Genomic DNA, 19,271 nt, shown 5'->3' with positions numbered 1-19,271 from the left:
ATTCTCATTCGAATCAATAGCCTGCCAAGACCTAGCTTCAAATCCACCGCCGCCGCCAGAACCACCAGCCCATGCCGGCGGAAATGCCGCCCATCGCCAGCAGCACGATATAGTAGCCGTAGTGCCACTTCAGCTCCGGCATGTTCTCGAAATTCATGCCGTAGATGCCGGCGATCAGCGTCAGCGGCATGAAGATCATGGTGATGACCGTCAACACCCGCATCTGCAGGTTGAGCCGATGCGACTGGGTGGACAGGTAGAGATCCATCATGTCCCCCACCATTTCCCGGTTCATTTCCAGCGATTCCAGCACATGCACCACATGGTCGTAAGCATCGCGCAGATAAACGCGGGTATCGTCGCCGAAGCGCTCGTCGTCGCCGCGGTTCAGCGACAACAGCGCCTCGCGCAGCGGCAGCAGCGCCCGCCTGAGCTTCAGGCAATCGCGCTTCAACCTCTGGATCTGACGCAGCACGCCGGTGTCGCGGCCGGCCAGCAGCTGGCCGTCTGCGCGCTCCACCCTGTCGTTGAATTGGCCCAGCACGCCGAAGTAGTCGTCGATGATGGCGTCCAGCAGCGAGTAGGCCAGGTAGTCGGCGCCGCGCCGGCGCAGCGCGCCCCTGCCCTTGCGCAGCCGCTCGCGCACCGGTTCGAACACTCCGGTGGGCTTTTCCTGGAAGGTCAGCACGAAGCCGTCGCCCAGCACCAGGTACATCTGGTCCGACTGCAGCCGCCCGCCCTGGTGATAGTCGAACACGCGGCAGGCCAGGAACAGGTAGTCGTCGTAATCTTCCAGCTTGGGCCGCTGCCGCGCGTTGAGGATATCCTCCTGCACCAGCGGGTGCAGGCCGAAGCGCTCGCCTATCGCCTGGATGGCGGCGGCATCGCTGAGCCCGTAGACATTGAGCCACAGCACATCGCCGCGGCGGCGGTAGGCGGCCAGGTCGGCGATGGGGAAATCCTCCACCTCGGCCATGTCTTCCGGGCCGAAGTCGAACATCGCCAGCGAGGTGCCTGCGTGCTTCGCCTCGCCGACCGACAGCAGGCTGCCCGGCTGCTCGCCCAGCGTGGGCAATCTTTCCTTCAGTTCCGGATGGCGCATGGCGTCACTTTTGCACGATGTCCAGCTGGAAGCCTACGTTCTTCCACTGGCCCACTTCCTGGCGGAAGCTGCTGGCCGACAGCGGATTGGCTTCCAGCCAGTCCCCGCTCAGCGACAGCGTGAAGCCGCGCGCGTGCTGCCGCAGGTCCAGCTCGGCCGGCAGCGCGGCGTTGATGCGGCTGCGATAAAACAGCACCGCGAGGCGCAGCGCCACCACCGCCTGCCACAGCGCGGGCTGGCTGATGTATTGCGCCATCTTGCCCATGTCGCCGCGGTGGCCCAATACGATGGCGGCCAGCGTCGCCTGTTCGCGCTTGGAAAAACCGGGCATGTCGGCGTTTTGCAGAATATAGGCGGAATGCTTGTGGTAAGCGGTGTGGGCGATGGTCAGACCGATCTCGTGCAGCTTGGCCGCCCACGACAGGCGCTTGAGCATGTCCTGGTCGACGTCCTCGCCGGCCAGCATCCGGTATAAGCGCTCGGCCAGCTGGTTGACGCGCTCCGCCTGCTGAGTGTCGGCATGGTAGCGGCGCTTGAATAGCGCGACAGTGCTGTCGCGCATGTCCTTCTCGCGCTGGCGGCCCAGGAGATCGTACAGCACGCCGTCGCGCAGCGCGCCCTCGGTGACGATCATCTTCTCGACTTCCAGCTCCTCGAACACCGCGATCATGATGGCGAGGCCGCCGGCCAGCACCGGCGCGCGATCGGCCTTGAGGCCGTTGACCTTGACCGCGTCTATGCTGCCCTGCTTGATCAGCACCTCGCGCAGTTGCTCCATGCCGGCCAGCGTGATGTCGGCCCGGCTCCAGTCGTTGATTTCCAGCACGTCGCGCAGCGAGCGCGCGGTGCCGGAGGTGCCGACGGCGAGCTGCCATTCGCTGGGGCGGTATTCGTGGCGGATGCGCTGGATCTCATTGCGCGCGGCCAGCGTGGCGTCGCGGAAGTTGGCGCGGGTCAGCTTGCCGTCCGGAAAGAAGCGCAGCGTGTAGCTGACGCAGCCCAGCGGCAGGCTCTCGGTGACCAGCGCCTTGTAATGGCTGCCGATGATGAACTCGGTGGAGCCGCCGCCGATATCCACCACCATCCGGCGCTCTTTGGTGTCCGGCAGCGAGTGGGCGGCGCCCAGATAGATCAGACGGGCCTCTTCGCGGCCGGCGATCACTTCGATCGGAAAACCCAGGCGCTCCTCGGCCTCGGCGATGAAGGACGGCGCGTTTTTGGCCACGCGCAAGGTATTGGTGCCCACCACCCGCACCTGGGCCGGCACGAAGCCGCGCAAGCGCTCGCCGAAGCGGGCGAGGCAGGCCAGCGCGCGCTCCTGGGTGTCGTCGTTCAGGTGTTTGTCGGCGGTGAGGCCGGCGCCCAGGCGCACGGTTTCTTTCATCACGTCCAGGGCGTACAGCTGGTCGTCCACCACGCGGGACACTTGCAGCCGGAAGCTGTTGGAACCCAGATCGATGGTGGCCAGCACGGTGTGCGGGGGCGCGGCGTGTGTCAAGGACACCCCTTTTCTTGTTCGGTTGCGCCCGCGGGGCCGCAGCGGAGCGAACAACGCCCGGCGCGCCCGGCAAGCAAAATGGCGGTAACCGCGAGATGTTACCGCCATTTTGCGCTCAGCGTCATGTCCGGACCGCGCCGCTCAGCGCCCCATGGTTTCGCGCTTGATGTCTTCCAGCGTGGTGTGGCGGATGTCCTTGCCCTTGACCAGGTACACCACGTATTCGGAGATGTTCTTGGCGTGGTCGCCGATCCGTTCGATCGCCTTGGAGATGAACAGGGTGTCGATGGACATGCTGATGGTGCGGGGGTCCTCCATCATGAAGGTGATCAGTTGGCGCAGTTCGGACGCGAAGTTTTCGTCCAGCAACTGGTCTTCCTCGGCCAGCTCCAGCGCGGCGCTGGTGTCCAGCCGGGCGAAGGCATCCAGCGCGCGGCGCAGCATCGCCAGCGCCGCGTCGGCCATCTTCTCGATCTCGCGGAAGCGCGGCATCTGGAAGCGCTCGGACTGGTGGATGGTCTTGCCCATGCGCGCGATCTTGGAGGCCTCGTCGCCGATGCGTTCCAGATCGGTGATGATCTTGATCACGGTGAAGACGATGCGCAGGTCGCTGGCCGCCGGCTGGCGGCGGGCGATGATGTGCAGGCAGTCGTCGTCGATGCCCACTTCCATCGCGTTGACCAGCGCGTCCTCGGCCATCACCTTGTCCAGGCGCGGCACGTCGCCGGCCATCAGGGCATCGATGGCGGACAGGATTTGCTGCTCCACCAGGCCGCCCATCTGCAGCACACGGGTCCGGATGGTTTCCAGTTCCAGATCGAACTGCTTGGAAATGTGTTCTGCCATGTTTGCCTCGGGGTCTTGCGAAAATGGTGGATTGTAAGACAGTCAGATGACAGCCGCGTGACATGCCATCTTTCCGCCCCGCGCGCCGCGGGCCGAATGCGCCATCCGGCCGCGGCGCGGCTTCAAGATGCTTCCGGCAACGCTTAGCGCAGCACGTCCACCCCGTCCTGCTTGCCCAGCAGCAGCACGTCGGCGCGGCGGCGGGCGAACAGGCCGCAAGTGACGACGCCGGCGATGTGGTTGATGGTTTCCTCCAGCTCCACCGGCTTCATGATCTGCAGGCCGTGCACGTCGATGATCACGTTGCCGTTGTCGGTGGTCACGCCCTGGCGCAGTTCCGGATGGCCGCCCAAACGCACCAGTTCGCGGGCGACGTAGCTGCGCGCCATCGGAATCACCTCGATCGGCAGCGGGAAGGCGCCCAGCATGGCCACGTACTTCTTTTCGTCGGCGATGCAAATAAATTCGTCGGCCACGCCGGCGACGATCTTCTCGCGCGTCAGCGCCGCGCCGCCGCCCTTGATCATGTGCAGGTGGTGGTTGATCTCGTCGGCGCCGTCGACGTAGATCGGCAGCTTTTCCACTTCGTTCAGGTCGAACACCGGAATATGGTGCGCCTTCAGCCGGGCTGTGGAGGCCTCGGAGCTGGACACCGCGCCCTTGATGCGGCCCTTGATGCCGGCCAGCTCTTCGATGAACAGGTTGACGGTGCTGCCGGTGCCCACCCCGATGACGGCGTCTTCCGGTACGAATTCCAGCGCTTTCTTGGCGACGGCGAGTTTCAGTTGATCCTGAGTCAGCATGATGAGGCCTCCTGTTGGTGTTGTGCCGCCCATGGCCGGCATGGGCGATGATGCGCGATTATCCCACAAGCGTGCCGAACCGGCATGCCCAGGGCGCTAGGCCGGCATCAGCAGGCAGACGGCCTGCGCCTCTATCGCCTCGCAGCGGCCCAGATAGCCCAGCTTCTCGTTGGTCTTGCCCTTGACGTTGACCGCGCCGACGTCCAGGCCCAGGTCGGCGGCGATGTTGGCGCGCATCGCGTCGATGTGCGGCGCCAATTTAGGCCGCTGCGCGATCAACGTGCTGTCCACATTGACCGGCCGCCAGCCGGCGGCCCGCACCCGCGCCGCCGCCTCGCGCAGCAACGCGCGGCTGTCCGCGCCCTTGAATTCGGCCGCGGTGTCCGGGAAGTGGCGGCCGATGTCGCCCAGCGCGGCCGCGCCCAGCAAGGCGTCGGTGATCGCGTGCAGCAGCGCGTCGGCGTCGGAATGGCCGAGCAGGCCCTTGTCGTGCGGGACGTCCACCCCGCCCAGAATCAGCGGCCGGCCTTCCACCAGCTGGTGCACGTCATAGCCTTGTCCGATGCGAAACATAGGATTCCTTGTCTTTCAGCGTTCTTCGCGCGCGGCCAGGATGGCGCGTGCCAGCGCCAGGTCGCGCGGATAAGTGACCTTGAAGTTCTGGGCGTCGCCCTCAACCAGCAAGGGCTTCAGCCCCAAGCGCTCGATCGCGGACGCCTCGTCGGTGATGTCTTCGGCCGCCATGCCCAGCAGCGCCTTGGCCAGCAGGCCGGCGCGGAACATCTGCGGCGTCTGCGCCAGCCACAACCCCTTGCGCGGCACGGTGACCGCGACCTGACCGTCGGCGTCGGCGCGTTTGACGGTGTCGGGCACCGGCAGCGCCAGCAGCCCGCCCACCTCGTGGCCGGCCAGCGCGGCGATCAGCCGCTCCACCGCGGCCACCGGCACGCAACAGCGCGCGGCGTCGTGCACCAGCACCCAGTCCTCCGCCTCGCACGCCAGCGCCCCCAGGCCATTGGCCACGCTTTCGGCGCGGCAGGAGCCGCCGACGCGGTGGACCGACAATTTGGGCAGATCCCAATCGAAATCGTCGAACCACTCGTCCTGCGGCGAAATCACCACCGCCACCTCGTCCACGCCCGGCGTCGCCGCCAGCGCGGCCAGCGTGTGCCACATCAGCGGCTTGCCGTTCAATTGCAGGTATTGCTTGGGGCTGGGCGCGCCGAAACGGCTGCCGGTGCCGGCTGCCGGCACCAGCGCTATCATTCTGGCCATCGCCTCAGCCCTCCGCCTGCGCGGCTTGTTCCAGGACGCGCCACACGCAGGCGCCCTTCACCGTCTTGTCCAGCGCGTCGAGATACGCCCGGTGCTCGGCCTCTTCGGCCTCGTTCGCGCCCAGCACCTTCAGCGGCTTGCGTTCGAACTGGATGGCGCCGGCGTCGCCGCCGGGCAGCTCCACCTCGATGTCCATCGCCAGGCTTTCCTGGCCGCGCGTCATCCACAAGTAGACTTCGGACAGCAACTCGCAGTCCACCAGCGCGCCGTGCAGCGTCCGGTTGGAGCGGTCGATCTCGAAACGGTCGCACAGCGCGTCCAGACTGTTGCGCTTGCCGGGGAACATGTCGCGCGCCTCGGCCAGCGTGTCGATCACGTTGGCGCACAGCTGGCCCACCGGCTCGATGCCCACCTTGGCGAACTCGGCGTTGAGGAAGCCGACGTCGAACGGCGCGTTGTGGATGATCAGCTCGGCGTCGCGCAGGAAATCGGCGATCTCCCGCCCCACCGCGGCGAACGCCGGCTTGCCCTCCAGAAACTCCAGCGAGATCCCGTGCACGCGCTGCGCCTCGGGGTCGATCGCGCGCTGCGGATGTATATATAGATGAAGGTGCTTGCCGGTCAGCTTGCGGCCGACCATTTCCAGGCCGGCGAATTCGATGATGCGATGGCCCTGCTGCGGATCGAGACCGGTGGTTTCGGTATCGAGGATAATTTGTCTCATGCTGCGTCCTGCCCGCGAAGCCGAATCGTCGGCGCCGCGGCGTGTCTTCTGGTCAGACCGACTCCACGCCCTTGTTGGCGAGTTGATCGGCTCTCTCGTTGAATTCGTGGCCAGAGTGGCCCTTGACCCAACGCCACTCCACATCCAGATGGCGATTGCGCGCGGCGTCCAGTTCCTGCCACAGGTCGGCGTTCTTCACCGGCTCCTTGGCCGCGGTTTTCCAGCCGCGCGCCTTCCAGCCGTGTATCCATTCGGAAATGCCTTTTTGCACATACTGGGAGTCGGTGTAGACCACCACCCGGCACGGCCGGTTCAACGCCCCCAGGCCCCGGATTACCGCCATGATTTCCATGCGGTTGTTGGTGGTGCCTCGCTCGCCGCCGAACAGTTCCTTTTCCTTGCCCTTGTAACGCAGCAAAGCGCCCCAGCCTCCGGGACCGGGGTTGCCCTTGCAAGCGCCATCGGTGTAAATCTCGACCTTGTCTTCTGTCGTCATGCTGTCTCATTTATTGGCAGGACGATACGCCGTCCCGCTCGGTTGTTTCCGTCTTCCTGTGCGCGCGCTGCCGCTCATTGCCCGCCACCACGCCCAACGCGCCCTTCTTCTTGACCGGCTGCTTCCAGTTGGGTGTGATCAGCCGCATGCCGCGCTGGCGCTTGACCGCTTCGATGCCATACACGCCGCCGGCCAGCGGCCACCAGCGCTCGCCGGCATCCTCGAGGAAGTCGCAGCGTGCCAGCCAGTCCTGCCGGGCGAAAGGCGGCGCGTAGCCGATGAAGGCGCCGTCATCCAGCTCCAGGTCCAACAACGCCAGCCAGTCCTTGATTCGCAACTGGGTGAAGAAGTTGCCGTTCCACGGCGCCGACTCTTTCCCCTGGATCAGACGGCGCACGCCCCATAGCGACAGCGGGTTGAAGCCTGTCAAGACCAGCCGGCCCTCCGGCATCAGCACACGATCCGCTTCGCGCAATACCTGGTGCGGCTGGGTGGTAAAATCCAGCACATGGGGCATCACCAGCAGATCCAGACTTCGGGTTTCGAACGGCAAAAAAGCCGGATCGCAGCGCACGTCCACCGCTCCGGCCTCCGCGGCCTTGCATTGCCAGGGGATGCGGTTGCCGCGCAGGCAATCCATTTCCGGAACGCCGACCTGCACCGCGTGGTAACCGAAGGCGTCTGTCACCGCGCGTTCGAAATAGTCCTGCTCCCGCTCCAGCAGATAACGCCCGAGCTCGGTGCCGGTCAGCCAGGCGCCAAACGAATTTTTCATGGAGAAAAGCCTTATGGCAGCCACGTTTAGCATCGCCCCCGTGGGGGCATTCTCAGACAATTATATCTGGGTTTTGAGCCAGGACGCTCGCGCAGTCGCCGTGGACCCCGGCGACGCCGCGCCGTTGCTGCGCCATCTGGAGTCGGAAAAACTGGCGCTGGAAGCCATCTTGATCACCCATCACCACGCCGACCATTGCGGCGGGCTGACGGAACTGCTGCAAGTCTGGCCGGACACACCCGTCTACGGACCGGCAGGCATCCCCGGCATCAGCCACCCCGTACGCGAAGGCGATGTCATCGCGCTCGGCATGGGACAAGCCAGCGTACTGGAAGTGCCGGGCCACACGCTCGATCACCTTGCATACCTGATAGAAGACGTGCTGTTTTGCGGCGACACGCTGTTCGCGGCGGGCTGCGGCAGGGTATTCGAAGGCACCCCGTGGCAGATGCTGGCCTCTCTGAAAAAACTGGCCAGATTGCCGCCGCAAACCAAGGTTTACCCGGCTCACGAATACACGCTTTCCAACCTGCGCTTCGCGTTGGCCGCCGATCAGCATAATCCGATACTCGCGATGCGCCTGAGCCGGGATAGCGCGCTGCGCCAGCGCGGACTGCCGACTCTGCCGAGCACCATCGCGCTGGAAACCGCCAGCAATCCCTTCCTGCGCAGCGGCGAGCCTGCATTGCGAAAAACGCTGGAACCGCGCGGCGGCAAATCGGGAGACAGCGAGGAAGCCTGTTTCGCGCGGCTGAGGGAATGGAAGAACGATTTTCGCTGAAAAGGCATGCGAGATACGTAAGTTTCCGAGGTGCTTTCGCAAAGCCCTTCACTTGCTGGTGAAATGAGCTATAAGCAATAAAAGCGCATGAAATGGTTTGCCTTTTTCGATTGACACCCCCCTGGCGCATGTTTAGCATCAGCCGGAATCAGAATTACGGGCCCGTCTGAATGAAACGCTTCACTCCATTGACACTCGCCGTGTCGCTCGCATTGCTTTTCGCATCGTCGGCCCAGGCGGCCCCAACGCCTTCGTCCGGCGTCGACGAAGCGATGGCCGCCGGCCTCGACATGATGCTGCTGAACTCCAGTCTGCTGCGCAACGGCGACGATGTGTGGAAGCGCGCGCGGGAAGGGTTTCAGCTGGACGAAGTCAATGCCGACGTGGTTCGCCGCCAGGAACGCCTTTACGCCAGCCGCCCCGAATACTTCAAACGCACGCTGGACCGTAGCCGGAAATACCTGTTCCACATCATGAACGAAGTCGAACGCCGCGGCATGCCGACGGAGATCGCACTGCTGCCGATGGTGGAGAGCGCCTTCGTGCCCACTGCCAATTCGCGCGTCGGCGCCGCCGGGCTGTGGCAATTCATGCCCGCCACCGGCCGACACTACGGGCTGGAACAGACCTGGTGGTACGACGGCCGCCGCGACGTGACCGACGCCACCCGCGCCGCGCTCGATTACCTGCAGAACCTGTACGCTCAGTTCGGCGACTGGAACCTGGCCTTGGCCGCCTACAACTGGGGCGAAGGCAATCTGTCCCGAGCCATCGCCAAGGCCCAGGCCAGCGGCTTGGAACCCACCTACGAAAACATCCGCCTGCCCAACGAGACGCGCAACTACGTGCCCAAGCTGCTGGCGGTTCGTAATATTCTGGAACATCCGGAGCGCTTCGGCGTCCATCTGGACAAGTTCCCCAACAAGCCCTACTTCGTGGCCGTCAGCACCGGCAAGCACATGAATATCGACATCGCCGCCAAACTGGCCGGCATCTCCGTGTCCGAGTTCAAGGAGCTGAACCCCGCGTTCAACCTGCCGGTCTTCGCCTATAAGGCCGGGCGCCAGATGCTGCTGCCCGCGTCCAAGGTGGATAGATTCGAAGCCAACCTGAACAAGTGGGACAAGCCCTTGCTGACCTGGGAAGTCTATATTCCCAAGGGTGACGAGAGCGCCAGCGAAATCGCCAACCAGCATGGCATGAGCACCAGCCAGCTGATTGCGGCCAATCGCATAGGCGGCGGCACTCTGAAGGCTGGCCAGCCTGTGCTGGTGGCGATGAACAAGCCGCTGAACGATGGTCAGCCGGTCGAATCGGTAGATACGCCGATAGGCGACGCCCCGGCAAGCGCAGGCGCCACCATGATCGCCCAGGCGGAAGCGCCCTCCCAGTCCACCGCGCCGCAAGCCTCCGTTGTCCAGATCGCCCAGGCCCCAGCTCAAGCCCCGCAACCAATCGCCTCTGCGGCCCCGCCGGCTCCGGCAGCCTCCCAACCCTTGGCCGACGCAGGCCTCGCCGCTCGCCAAGCCGTGCTGCTTGCCAGCGCTACCGCGCCAGGAGAAGACGGCGCCGCAGCCAAGTCGCTGGCTACCCGAGACTTGGGCAGCTACACCGTCGCCAGCGGCGACACGCTGTTCAGCATCGCCCGCCGCAGCAATCTCAGCGTCAGCGATCTGAAATCTCTGAATCAGCTGGATGGCAATCTGGTTCAGGTAGGCCAGAAACTGAGGCTGAAAGCCGACTCCTCTGCGGATGCGATTGCCACCGCGAGCGATGGCGGCAACGCCGATTCTGCGCTGGTTCAGGTCGCCGAGCGCCGCCCCGCCGCCACTCAGCCCCGCCACAGCACCGAATACGTGGTTCGCCGCGGCGATACCCTGTTCAGCATCGCCCGCCGCTTCGGGGTGACCCACCACGACATCCAGCAGGTGAACGGCGGACGCCAGACCAGCCATTTGCAACCGGGCCAAAAAGTCAAGATCGTCGGCCTGTAATCAACTCCCAGCATACGAAAATGGCCCGGCACTCGTCGGGTCGCTTCTTTGTTCGGTCAGCGCCGCCGGCCGCCGTCGCGCATCGCCCTCACCAGGCCGCGAGCAGGCGGAGGCGCTTCAATCAAACGCGGCAGGATGGCGTGCAGTTGCGTCCTCAAATCCTCCACAGTTAGAGACAGCTCCGCGACCAGCCAGTGGCAATGCGTCGGCTCGCGCATGCGCGCCGGGTTGTCCGCCGCCGGCAGCGACTCTGCCAGCAACTGCGGCTGGTTGAAGCGCAATGCATGGGAAGCGCGCAGCAGCGTGCGAACGATGGCTCGCCGCGGAGAAGCGTCCTCGGCCAAAGCCGGCGTGCTGGCCGACACCTCGCCCATCCGGTCCAGCAAAGTCCAGATGCCGCGCTGACAACGCTGCACTTGGTCCAACTCGCGGTGAGTCAAAGCGGACTCCTGGGTGACCGATGCCAAAAGGCCTCGCAGACGGATCAGTCGAGCATTGAACTGATCCAGCGCCGCGTCGCCGTCCACCGGCAAGCGCCGCGCGATGCGGTTGTACAACATGGCAGCCTCGCGCAGATTGTCCGCCAGCAAAAAACGCCAGCTATCCAGCGCCCGCAATGGCAACGTCGCGGCGGCTGCCATGCCGATCAGCGAGCCGATCAGCACATTGCAGCTGCGCCACAATGCCTCGTTGATCGGCTCGTCGCCCACCCCGCCTACGATCACCAGCGTGATCCCAGTCAGCAACGCCAGATAACCGCCCCTTCCTTGCGCGTGCCAGCTACTGAGCGCCACCACAGCCAGCATCCAGGCATAACACAGCCAAGGAGAGGCCCCGTGCAAAACGATGGCGGCCAAGCCAGCCAGCGCGCCCAGCAGCGAGCCACCCATGCGTTCCATCGCCTTGCGCCTCACACCACCCCAGTGCGGCGCCCCGCCCAGCACGATCAAGATCGTCACCAGCGCCCAGCCGCCATGCGGAATGCGGCTGGCCAACACCAGCATCAAGCCGGCGAGAAAAGCCGACGCCACTCTCAACACATGCACCTGGCGCGCATAGCGGTTCAAATAGTAAGGCACCACCAGAACCCGCCAGGGATGTTGCCATTTTCCAGACATGCCGCTTACTCCGGATTCTTGCTGTCCAGCCAGATGGTGACCGGGCCGTCGTTGACCAGGCTGACCCGCATGTCCGCGCCGAACACGCCCGTCGGAACGGGTTTGCCCAATGCGGCCGCCAGCTCAGCCACGAAGCGCTCGAATACGGGCTGCGAGATCTCGCCGCGCGCGGCCCGCGAATACGATGGCCGGTTGCCCTTCTTCACGCTGGCGTGCAGCGTGAACTGGCTGACGGCCAGCGCCTCGCCTCCACAATCCAGCAGGCTGCGGTTCATCACCCCGGCCTCATCGTTGAAGATGCGCAACTGGCTGATCTTGCGCACCAGCCAGGCGATGTCGTCCGGCCCATCCGCCTCCTCCACGCCCACCAGCAGCAACGCGCCCGCGCCGATCTCCCCACTGACCACGCCCTCCACTGTCACCGCTGCCTGGCTGACCCTTTGCACCAATACCCGCATTCGAATGTTCCTCATCGTAAGACTGGCTTCATTCTATCCAATCCGCCTGCGCGGGCGCGAGCCGCCGCGCTTCGGTACAATAGCGCCTGTTCAAGGAAAGGAATCGCCGCATGTTGATGGTCATCTCGCCGGCCAAAACGCTGGACTACCAAACACCGCCCGCCGTCGACCAATACAGCCAGCCGGACCTGCTGGACCATAGCGCGGAGCTGATAGACGTTCTCCGCCAAAAGAGCCCGCTGGACATCTCCCAAATGATGTCGATCAGCGATGCGCTGGCCAATCTCAACGTCGGCCGCTACGCCGACTGGCAGCGCCCATTCACTCCCGGCAACGCCAAGCAGGCAGTTTACGCCTTCATGGGCGATGTCTATGAAGGCTTGGACGCCGCCAGCCTGCCGCGCCCGGCCATCAACTACCTGCAAGACCGTCTGCGCATCCTCTCCGGACTGTACGGCGTGTTGCGGCCGCTGGACCTGATGCAGGCGTACCGGCTGGAAATGGGAACTCGCCTGGCCAATGCCCGCGGCAAGAATCTGTATGAATTCTGGGGGGAAACCGTCACAGCCAAGTTGAACGAACAGCTGGAAGCGCTGGACCAACGCGCGCTGGTCAACCTGGCCTCCGACGAGTACTTCAAGTCGGTGAAGCCGAAAGCGCTGAACGCCGCAATCGTGACCCCGGTGTTCCAGGACAAGAAAAACGGCCAGTACAAGATCATCAGCTTCTACGCCAAGCGCGCGCGAGGCCTGATGGCGCGCTGGGCCGCCGAGCGCGGCGTCGTCGATCCGGAGCAACTACGCGGCTTCGATAGCGAAGGCTACGCTTTCGATCCCGCAGCCTCCAGCGAAACCCATTGGGTATTCCGCCGCGAGCCGGCCTGAGCGCTCTGGCCAAAGCATACCTTCATCATTATGATCATGTCTTTTGCGCAGTGGCGCCTGACATGATCTCCACCCGCCTCGCCACGCCAGACGACGCCGCCGTCCTGGCAGAGCTCTTCTATCGGATAGACCTGCATTACTTCGGCCCGGCGCGAGCCAGCCGCGAGGCATCCGCCCGCTATGCCGCGGCCAACCTGTTCCAGCCGCATTGCGGCGTGCGCGTCATGCTGGCGGAGCGCAATCGGGAAGCCGTAGGCCTGGCGACATTTGCGCTGCTCTACCCTGCGCCGGACTACGGCGGCCAAGTGTTCATGAAGGATTTGTTCACCATCCCCGAAGCCCGCGGCTGCGGCGCCGGCAAGGCCTTGCTGCAAGCACTGGCCCGCCATGCGCTGGTGCTTGGCTGCACGCGATTGGATTGGACGGCGGAAAGGGGCAACGCCGAAGCGGTGGCGTTTTATCACCGTCAGGGCGCAAGCATCGTCGAGGACAAAATCTACTATCGAATCGACGGTACCGCCCTGACCCGCTTCGCAGCTGGCGACTTATGCCAAGCTATAGGCTCTCGGCCATCTGCCGATGAAAAGGAGGACACGTGACTACCGATGAAATCGAACTCCTGGACGAATTGAAGTCCAGTGAAATTCCGAAATAAGAATGACAATCCGGCCATCAATAAACCGGCCAGCAAGCTGGAGGACAGGCAAAAACTAGAGAAGCGAGTTGAAGCCCGAACGCTAGCGAACTGACCCGCTGCCTAGCGGACGACGCATGTAATTGCGTATGCCATCCCGGATTCGGGCGCGCGCCAAGACTAAAAATACAAGAAGCCAACTTCATTTGTGAAGTTGGCTTCTTGATATTGGTTGCGGGGGCAGGATTCGAACCTACGACCTTCGGGTTATGAGCCCGACGAGCTACCAGACTGCTCCACCCCGCGTCTGTGTTCTGCTCTGCGTTTCGTGCAGAGGAGTGAACTATAAGACATCACGCATCACGCGTCAATAGTTTTATGAATTTTTATTTTCATCATGCCGTCCGACGCACTTCATAATCTTTAACAGATGCCAGTAGCAAAAACATAAGCGATCAACAAAAAACCGCTACATTGACATCGTGGTCGGCGCCGATGCGTAAGCAAAGGCGGCCAGCTTTGCATTCAGGTCTGCCAACCTGGTGGAGAGCCAACCGGCCTGTGCATTTTGACAGGTATTGCAAACTGAATGCGACTGCCAGCGCAAACAGTCATGGCGGTGCCTGTTCTCCTAAGTGTTCATCACGGAACTTCGGGCCGCCTAGCGCGGCCCTCTTTTTTTATAGAATTGGCTCAAGTCTATACCAAGTAAATATAAAATGCCAATGAGATACCAGTTCTTTATGTCTTAAGCTGCGGAACGCCATGCCCTGCTGATCCAGTGCCGGGCATAGTACAGGCGCTAGCGCCGCCGCATCCGGGATTGCCTCATGGTCTTCCTTGCATGATTTCCCCTTCGACAATGCCCGCCTGTCATTCCACCACTCCCCGCACGCTAGCCGAATGCGCTATCCCGCAGCCTCGCGCGGGATAGCGCGCGCCAAGCGCTTGCGCATCAACCAAGTAGCTGCCGTCAGCAGGCCCATTACACCATAGCTGATCCACGGCAATAGCAACAGCGAACGCTCTACCGGCCAATGCCAAGCCAACCAGCTGCGCAGCGCCATCTCGGCCAAAAGCCCCACACCCCACATCGCCGTCATAAACCGAATCACCCGCCGAAACTCCGCCTGCCCCCACAACCGATCACATCGCTCTCGCCCCCCCTCCTCTCGTCGCTCTATCGTGGCGCGAGCCAGATAAAACACCAGCGGGCGAGGAAACAGCAGAGACAACAGAAACGCCCCGCCAAACAAACCGCTCAACAACGACTCCCGCAGCAGCATCATTTTTTCGCTGCCACCCAACAACATCGCCAGCAACGATAATGCGATGCCCAGCAATACCAGCATGCTCAAGGCGTCCACGCGCCGATTTCTCCAGAGCTCCCACAAGCTCCAGACGATAGGCGGAGCGGCGGATAGCAGCAAACCTCCCATCTCGCCCCAATGCGGCTTGCCCCAGCGATAGCAAAGCCAAGGCAACAAGAAATTGACGATTAACTCCGCCAATAGAGAGACGCGTCGGGACATGGGAAGCACTCTGAGGGAAAACGTTAAGGTGCCGGGCAATCATGCCATTGTCAATGAAATGTAAACCAACATGGCGCCGCCGGAAAAGCCAAACCCCGCGCGAGGCGGGGTTTTCTGACGCCGACACACCTAGCCGGCAATCGGTTGAATCGGGAAGACTCAGGCAGCGGCCTGAATGAATCCGTTTGCCGGATACATCGCGCTGGCCAAACCCAGCGCCGACTTGAAAGTCACTTCAAACATCTTGCCAACCTGGCGTACGCTGATCACTTCATAATGGACCACGCCACCGCAGTCCTTATGTTCGAAAACTTTGTAGCCTGGCTTCAGTTGCGAGATTTTCATAATTCAATCCTTATTCTTTTTCTCGATAAAAAACAGATGGATATTTGCTATTTGTCCGTAGCTGCCAGAAAAAGTTCCAGCCAGCTCATGTTCAAACAGCCGCCTGCGTCAATCTAGCAGGCAAGAATGACAGCGCCGTGACCGAAAACCGCCGTCACGCTCATTCAGACAGGGGATGCTCCATCAGACCAATCGTCCATGCTAAAGCAGTTCTCCCGCCGCTTCAGCAAGACTTTCGTCAGTAAACCTGACAAGCGTTGTCAGGGCAAGTCTAGCCGCCACCCGCCTAAAACAAGAACCCCAGCTACCAATATGGCAACCAGGGTTCAGATAACCAAGCATCATCAAGATACCTGGTGATACTACTTAACCGCCATGATCTAGATCAATACCTGACAGCAGCATCAGCCTACGCGCATGCCGGGCTTCACTCCGGCATCCACGTCCAGCAGGAACAAGCCTTCACTGTCGTCCACGCCGGACGCGCAGACGATCATGCCCTGCGACACGCCGAAGCGCATCTTGCGCTCGGCCAGGTTGGCGACCACGATCACGTGGCGGCCCACCAGCTTTTCCGGCTCCTGGTAAGCCTTGCGGATGCCGGAGAAGATATTGCGGGTCTCGAAGCCCAGATCCACCTTGAACTGCAGCAGCTTGTCCGAGCCTTCGACGAAGTTGCACTCCAGCACTTTGCCTACGCGCAGGTCCACCTTGGCGAAGTCGTCGATCTTGATGGTTTCGGCCAGCGGCTCGTGCGCGGCTGCGGCCGGCGCGTCTTGGGTAGCTTGCATATTCTGTTTGTTCGCTTCTATCAATTTGTCGATCAGCGCCGGGTCGATGCGCTGCATCAGGTGCTGGTAGGCATTGATCTTTTTGCCCAACAGCAGGGTTTCCGCGTCGCTCCAGGACAGCGGCGCCACGTCCAGGAAGGCTTCCACGCCTTCGGCCAGCTTCGGCAGCACCGGCTTCAGGTAGATGGCCAACAGGCGGAAGGCGTTGACCAGCACGGTGCAGACGTCCTGCAGGCGCGCGTCCTGGCCTTCCTGCTTGGCCAGCTCCCACGGCTTGTTGGCGTCCACGTAGCCGTTGACCACGTCGGCAAGCGCCATCACGTCGCGCAGCGCCTTCGCGTATTCGCGCGCCTCGTAGGCGGCGGCCAGCTCTTCAGCCGCGGCCTGCAGCTTGACCAGAATGTCGCCATCGGACACCTGAGCGGCCAGCATGCCGTCGAAACGCTTGGCGATGAAGCCGGCGGAGCGGCTGGCGATGTTGACGAACTTGCCCACCAGGTCCGAGTTCACCCGCGCGACGAAGTCGTTCAGGTTGAGGTCGATGTCCTCGATGCGGCCGTTCAGCTTGGCGGCGATGTAGTAGCGCATCCACTCCGGATTCAGGCCGCAATCCAGATAGCTCTTGGCCTGGATGAAGGTGCCGCGCGACTTGGACATCTTCTGTCCGTCCACGGTCAGGAAGCCGTGCGCGAACACGCCGGTCGGCGCGCGCAGGCCGGAATAGTTCAGCATCGCCGGCCAGAACAGCGCGTGGAAGTACAGGATGTCCTTGCCGATGAAGTGGTACATCTCGGTCTGGCTGTCCTTGGCGAACCACTCGTCGAAATTCAGGTTCAGGCGCTCGCACAGATTCTTGAAGCTGGCCATGTAGCCGATCGGCGCGTCCAGCCACACATAGAAGTACTTGCCCGGCGCGCCCGGAATCTCGAAGCCGAAGTACGGCGCGTCGCGGCTGATGTCCCAGTCCTGCAGGCCGCCGCCGATCCACTCGTTCATCTTGTTCAGCGATTCCGGCTGCAGGTGCGGCTGCACGGCGCCGTCGGCGCGGCGGCTGGAGCCGCTGGTCCAGGCCTTCAGGAAGTCGGCGCAATCGCCCAGGCGGAAGAAGTAGTGTTCGGAGGTCTTCAGCACCGGCTTGGCGCCGGACACCGCCGAGTACGGGTTCTTCAGCTCGGTCGGCGCGTAGGTGGCGCCGCACACTTCGCAGTTGTCGCCGTACTGGTCCTTGGCGGAACACTTCGGGCATTCGCCCTTGACGAAGCGGTCCGGCAGGAACATCTGCTTTTCCGGGTCGAACAACTGCTCGATGGTGCGGCAGGCAATCTTGTCGTCGGCCTTCAGCGCCAGGTAGACCTGCTCCGCCAGCGCCTTGTTTTCCGGGCTGTTGGTGCTGTAGTAGTTGTCGTGGCCGATCAGGAAGCCCTGCGAATCGGCGACGTGCAGCTCGCGCACTTCGTTCACCAGCTGCTCGGGCGTGATGCCGCGCTTCTCGGCGGCCAGCATGATGGGGGCGCCGTGGGTATCGTCGGCGCACACATAGTAGCACTCGTGTCCGCGCATCTTCTGGAAGCGCACCCAGATGTCGGTCTGGATCTGTTCCAGCATGTGGCCCAGGTGCAGCCCCGCGTTGGCGTAAGGCAGCGCGCTGGTCACCAGAATCTTGCGTTTGGTCATTCGAATCATTCCCTAATCAGGCAATCTCAAGCGATCGATTATAGAGACAGAACGGACGGGCGGCCATCGCGCCGCGCCGCCCTTATTGCCGCGCACAAAAAACACAAGCCCGGAACGCTGGGCGTCCGGGCTCGCGGCGGAGAAAACGGCGGCTCAGGCGCCCTGATTCGCCCATTCGCCCTTAGGCTCGGCCGGCGCGGCGCGCTCGGCCATCGCAACGCCCACCATCTTGCGGCCCAGCAGCACGTAGGCCAGCGAGAAGCACAAGGACAGCACCGCGAAACCGGTGAGGCCGCTAGCCTGGTACACCTGGCGGAACAGCTCGATGCCCACCGCATAGCCGGCCATCGAGATCATGCTCATGCTGGCGGAGATGGTGCCGCGGCCGGCCAGGTCGCAGGACATCAGCGCGAAGCGGTACAGCACGCCAAAGGCCATGCCCTCGCCAAAGGCCATCAGGCTCATGCCGGCCACCATCCAGTACTGCGGCACCGACGAAAACAGCACACCGCCAACCATCACGGCCAGGCCGCCAACGATGGGCCACATGCCCACCAGCGCGGAACGGCCCAGCGGCCAGCGATCGGCGATCACGGCCAGCGCCAGGTTGCCGGCGATCAAGCCGCCGAACACCGGCAGCTGCATCAGGCCGTATTCGACGGTGCTCATATGCAAGTCGCGCACCAGCAGCACCGGCGACAGCGCGATCCAGCCCATCAGCGGCAGCGCCAGCAGCGGAATGCACAGCGCGGCCAGCACGAAGCGGTTGTGGCCGAACACCTTCAGGTAGTCGCGGCCCATGCTGGACAGCGGCAGCTTCTCATGGCTGGGCGCGACGGTTTCCGGCATCCGCAGGAACAGGCCGATCAAGGCCAGGAAGGACAGGCCGGCGATGAACAGGAAGCCGCTGCGCCACGGCGCCAGTTCCAGCAGCGCAGCGCCGGCCAGCGGGCCGACCAGCGGCGCGATCAGCGCCACATTGGCCATCAGCGCGGTGACGCGCACCGCGGCGGTTTCCTCGAACGACTCCTGCAGCGAGGCGTAGCCCACCGCATTGATGAAGCACAGGCCCACGCCCTGCAGCAAACGCAGCGCGATGAAGGCCTCGATCGAGCTGACCAGATAGGTGGCCAGGCAGGCGACGGTGAAATAAGCGACGCCGAACAGCAGCACCGGACGGCGGCCGATGCGGTCGGACAGCGGGCCGGTCAGCCACGGCAGCAGCGCGCCGCCAATCAGGAAGGCGGTCATCGACGTCGGCGCCCAGGAGGCGTCGACCAGGAACTCGCGGGTCACGGCCAGCATCGCGGGCTGGACCATATCATTGCAGATGTAGACGGCGAATTCGAACAGGACCAGGGCCAGCGGGAACAGCAGATTGGCCCAGGTAAGCTTGGCGTGTTTGGACTGCATAAAGCGGAGAAAGCCTTTCGATCAAAGAGCAGGGCCCGCGGCCTGACGGGGCCGAGCCTTGGAACGCAAGCGTCGCGCATTGCGTAAAGAACCGGTAATACTACGCTTTTCAAAGACTTTTATCAAAA

At 63.2% G+C, this 19,271-nt stretch carries 19 protein-coding genes and 1 tRNA gene; 4 read left to right on the top strand and 16 right to left on the bottom strand.

Annotated features, from left to right (window positions below; genetic code table 11):
- Positions 1-37 precede the first annotated feature (37 nt).
- From corA to DK842_RS13775, 9 genes are all read right to left on the bottom strand, one after another.
- Positions 38-1,102: a magnesium/cobalt transporter CorA gene (gene corA / locus DK842_RS13815; protein WP_114061960.1), complete on the bottom strand. Its 1,065-nt coding sequence runs from the start codon at positions 1,100-1,102 to the stop codon at positions 38-40.
- Positions 1,103-1,106: 4 nt separating this feature from the next.
- Positions 1,107-2,600 (bottom strand): exopolyphosphatase, encoded by a 1,494-nt coding sequence (gene ppx, locus DK842_RS13810; protein ID WP_232538681.1) that lies wholly within the window; start codon positions 2,598-2,600, stop codon positions 1,107-1,109.
- A 141-nt stretch (positions 2,601-2,741) separates the two neighbouring features.
- Positions 2,742-3,446: a phosphate signaling complex protein PhoU gene (gene phoU / locus DK842_RS13805; protein ID WP_114061959.1), complete on the bottom strand. Its 705-nt coding sequence runs from the start codon at positions 3,444-3,446 to the stop codon at positions 2,742-2,744.
- 143 nt (positions 3,447-3,589) lie between these two features.
- A complete protein-coding gene (gene rpiA / locus DK842_RS13800) occupies positions 3,590-4,249 on the bottom strand; it encodes a ribose-5-phosphate isomerase RpiA (protein ID WP_114061958.1) in 660 nt (219 codons plus the stop codon).
- Positions 4,250-4,345: 96 nt separating this feature from the next.
- Positions 4,346-4,822, bottom strand: a complete 477-nt coding sequence (gene ispF, locus DK842_RS13795) for a 2-C-methyl-D-erythritol 2,4-cyclodiphosphate synthase (RefSeq protein ID WP_114061957.1) — start codon at positions 4,820-4,822, stop codon at positions 4,346-4,348.
- Between the two features lie 15 nt (positions 4,823-4,837).
- The gene (ispD, locus tag DK842_RS13790) at positions 4,838-5,524 is read right to left on the bottom strand and encodes a 2-C-methyl-D-erythritol 4-phosphate cytidylyltransferase (RefSeq protein ID WP_114061956.1); all 687 of its coding nucleotides are present in this window, start codon (positions 5,522-5,524) and stop codon (positions 4,838-4,840) included.
- A 4-nt stretch (positions 5,525-5,528) separates the two neighbouring features.
- Positions 5,529-6,248, bottom strand: coding sequence for a DNA polymerase III subunit epsilon (dnaQ, locus tag DK842_RS13785; RefSeq protein WP_114061955.1), 720 nt, complete (start codon positions 6,246-6,248; stop codon positions 5,529-5,531).
- Between the two features lie 52 nt (positions 6,249-6,300).
- Positions 6,301-6,744: a ribonuclease HI gene (gene rnhA / locus DK842_RS13780; protein WP_114061954.1), complete on the bottom strand. Its 444-nt coding sequence runs from the start codon at positions 6,742-6,744 to the stop codon at positions 6,301-6,303.
- 10 nt (positions 6,745-6,754) lie between these two features.
- Complete coding sequence (locus DK842_RS13775; RefSeq protein WP_114061953.1) at positions 6,755-7,519, bottom strand: class I SAM-dependent methyltransferase; 765 nt, start codon at positions 7,517-7,519, stop codon at positions 6,755-6,757.
- A gap of 13 nt (positions 7,520-7,532) precedes the next feature.
- Between DK842_RS13775 and gloB the strand changes: the two genes are divergently transcribed.
- A complete protein-coding gene (gene gloB, locus DK842_RS13770; RefSeq protein WP_232538483.1) occupies positions 7,533-8,300 on the top strand; it encodes a hydroxyacylglutathione hydrolase in 768 nt (255 codons plus the stop codon).
- Between the two features lie 170 nt (positions 8,301-8,470).
- Positions 8,471-10,294, top strand: coding sequence for a lytic transglycosylase (locus tag DK842_RS13765; protein ID WP_114061951.1), 1,824 nt, complete (start codon positions 8,471-8,473; stop codon positions 10,292-10,294).
- Between the two features lie 56 nt (positions 10,295-10,350).
- On the opposite strand, the gene DK842_RS13760 is transcribed toward DK842_RS13765, so the two are convergent.
- The gene (locus DK842_RS13760; protein ID WP_114061950.1) at positions 10,351-11,412 is read right to left on the bottom strand and encodes an FUSC family protein; all 1,062 of its coding nucleotides are present in this window, start codon (positions 11,410-11,412) and stop codon (positions 10,351-10,353) included.
- A 5-nt stretch (positions 11,413-11,417) separates the two neighbouring features.
- Entirely contained in the window at positions 11,418-11,870 is a 453-nt protein-coding gene (dtd, locus tag DK842_RS13755; protein ID WP_114061949.1) for a D-aminoacyl-tRNA deacylase, read from the bottom strand.
- A 110-nt stretch (positions 11,871-11,980) separates the two neighbouring features.
- Between dtd and yaaA the strand changes: the two genes are divergently transcribed.
- The gene (gene yaaA, locus DK842_RS13750) at positions 11,981-12,754 is read left to right on the top strand and encodes a peroxide stress protein YaaA (RefSeq protein ID WP_114061948.1); all 774 of its coding nucleotides are present in this window, start codon (positions 11,981-11,983) and stop codon (positions 12,752-12,754) included.
- Positions 12,755-12,816: 62 nt separating this feature from the next.
- The gene (locus DK842_RS13745; protein WP_114061947.1) at positions 12,817-13,353 is read left to right on the top strand and encodes a GNAT family N-acetyltransferase; all 537 of its coding nucleotides are present in this window, start codon (positions 12,817-12,819) and stop codon (positions 13,351-13,353) included.
- Positions 13,354-13,617: 264 nt separating this feature from the next.
- Here DK842_RS13745 and DK842_RS13740 read toward each other — a convergent pair.
- From DK842_RS13740 to DK842_RS13720, 5 genes are all read right to left on the bottom strand, one after another.
- Positions 13,618-13,694: transfer RNA gene (locus DK842_RS13740), tRNA-Met, on the bottom strand.
- Between the two features lie 602 nt (positions 13,695-14,296).
- Positions 14,297-14,920, bottom strand: a complete 624-nt coding sequence (locus DK842_RS13735) for a VC0807 family protein (protein WP_114061946.1) — start codon at positions 14,918-14,920, stop codon at positions 14,297-14,299.
- 159 nt (positions 14,921-15,079) lie between these two features.
- Positions 15,080-15,265 carry a hypothetical protein gene (locus tag DK842_RS13730; RefSeq protein ID WP_114061945.1) on the bottom strand — a complete coding sequence of 62 codons (186 nt, stop codon included), beginning with the start codon at positions 15,263-15,265 and terminating at the stop codon, positions 15,080-15,082.
- A gap of 404 nt (positions 15,266-15,669) precedes the next feature.
- A complete protein-coding gene (gene metG / locus DK842_RS13725; protein ID WP_114061944.1) occupies positions 15,670-17,730 on the bottom strand; it encodes a methionine--tRNA ligase in 2,061 nt (686 codons plus the stop codon).
- Positions 17,731-17,883: 153 nt separating this feature from the next.
- Positions 17,884-19,143, bottom strand: a complete 1,260-nt coding sequence (locus DK842_RS13720; RefSeq protein ID WP_114061943.1) for an MFS transporter — start codon at positions 19,141-19,143, stop codon at positions 17,884-17,886.
- Positions 19,144-19,271 lie beyond the last annotated feature (128 nt).

The organism is Chromobacterium phragmitis, assembly GCF_003325475.1.
GTDB lineage: Bacteria > Pseudomonadota > Gammaproteobacteria > Burkholderiales > Chromobacteriaceae > Chromobacterium > Chromobacterium phragmitis.
This window is presented reverse-complemented; position numbering and strand designations above follow the sequence as displayed.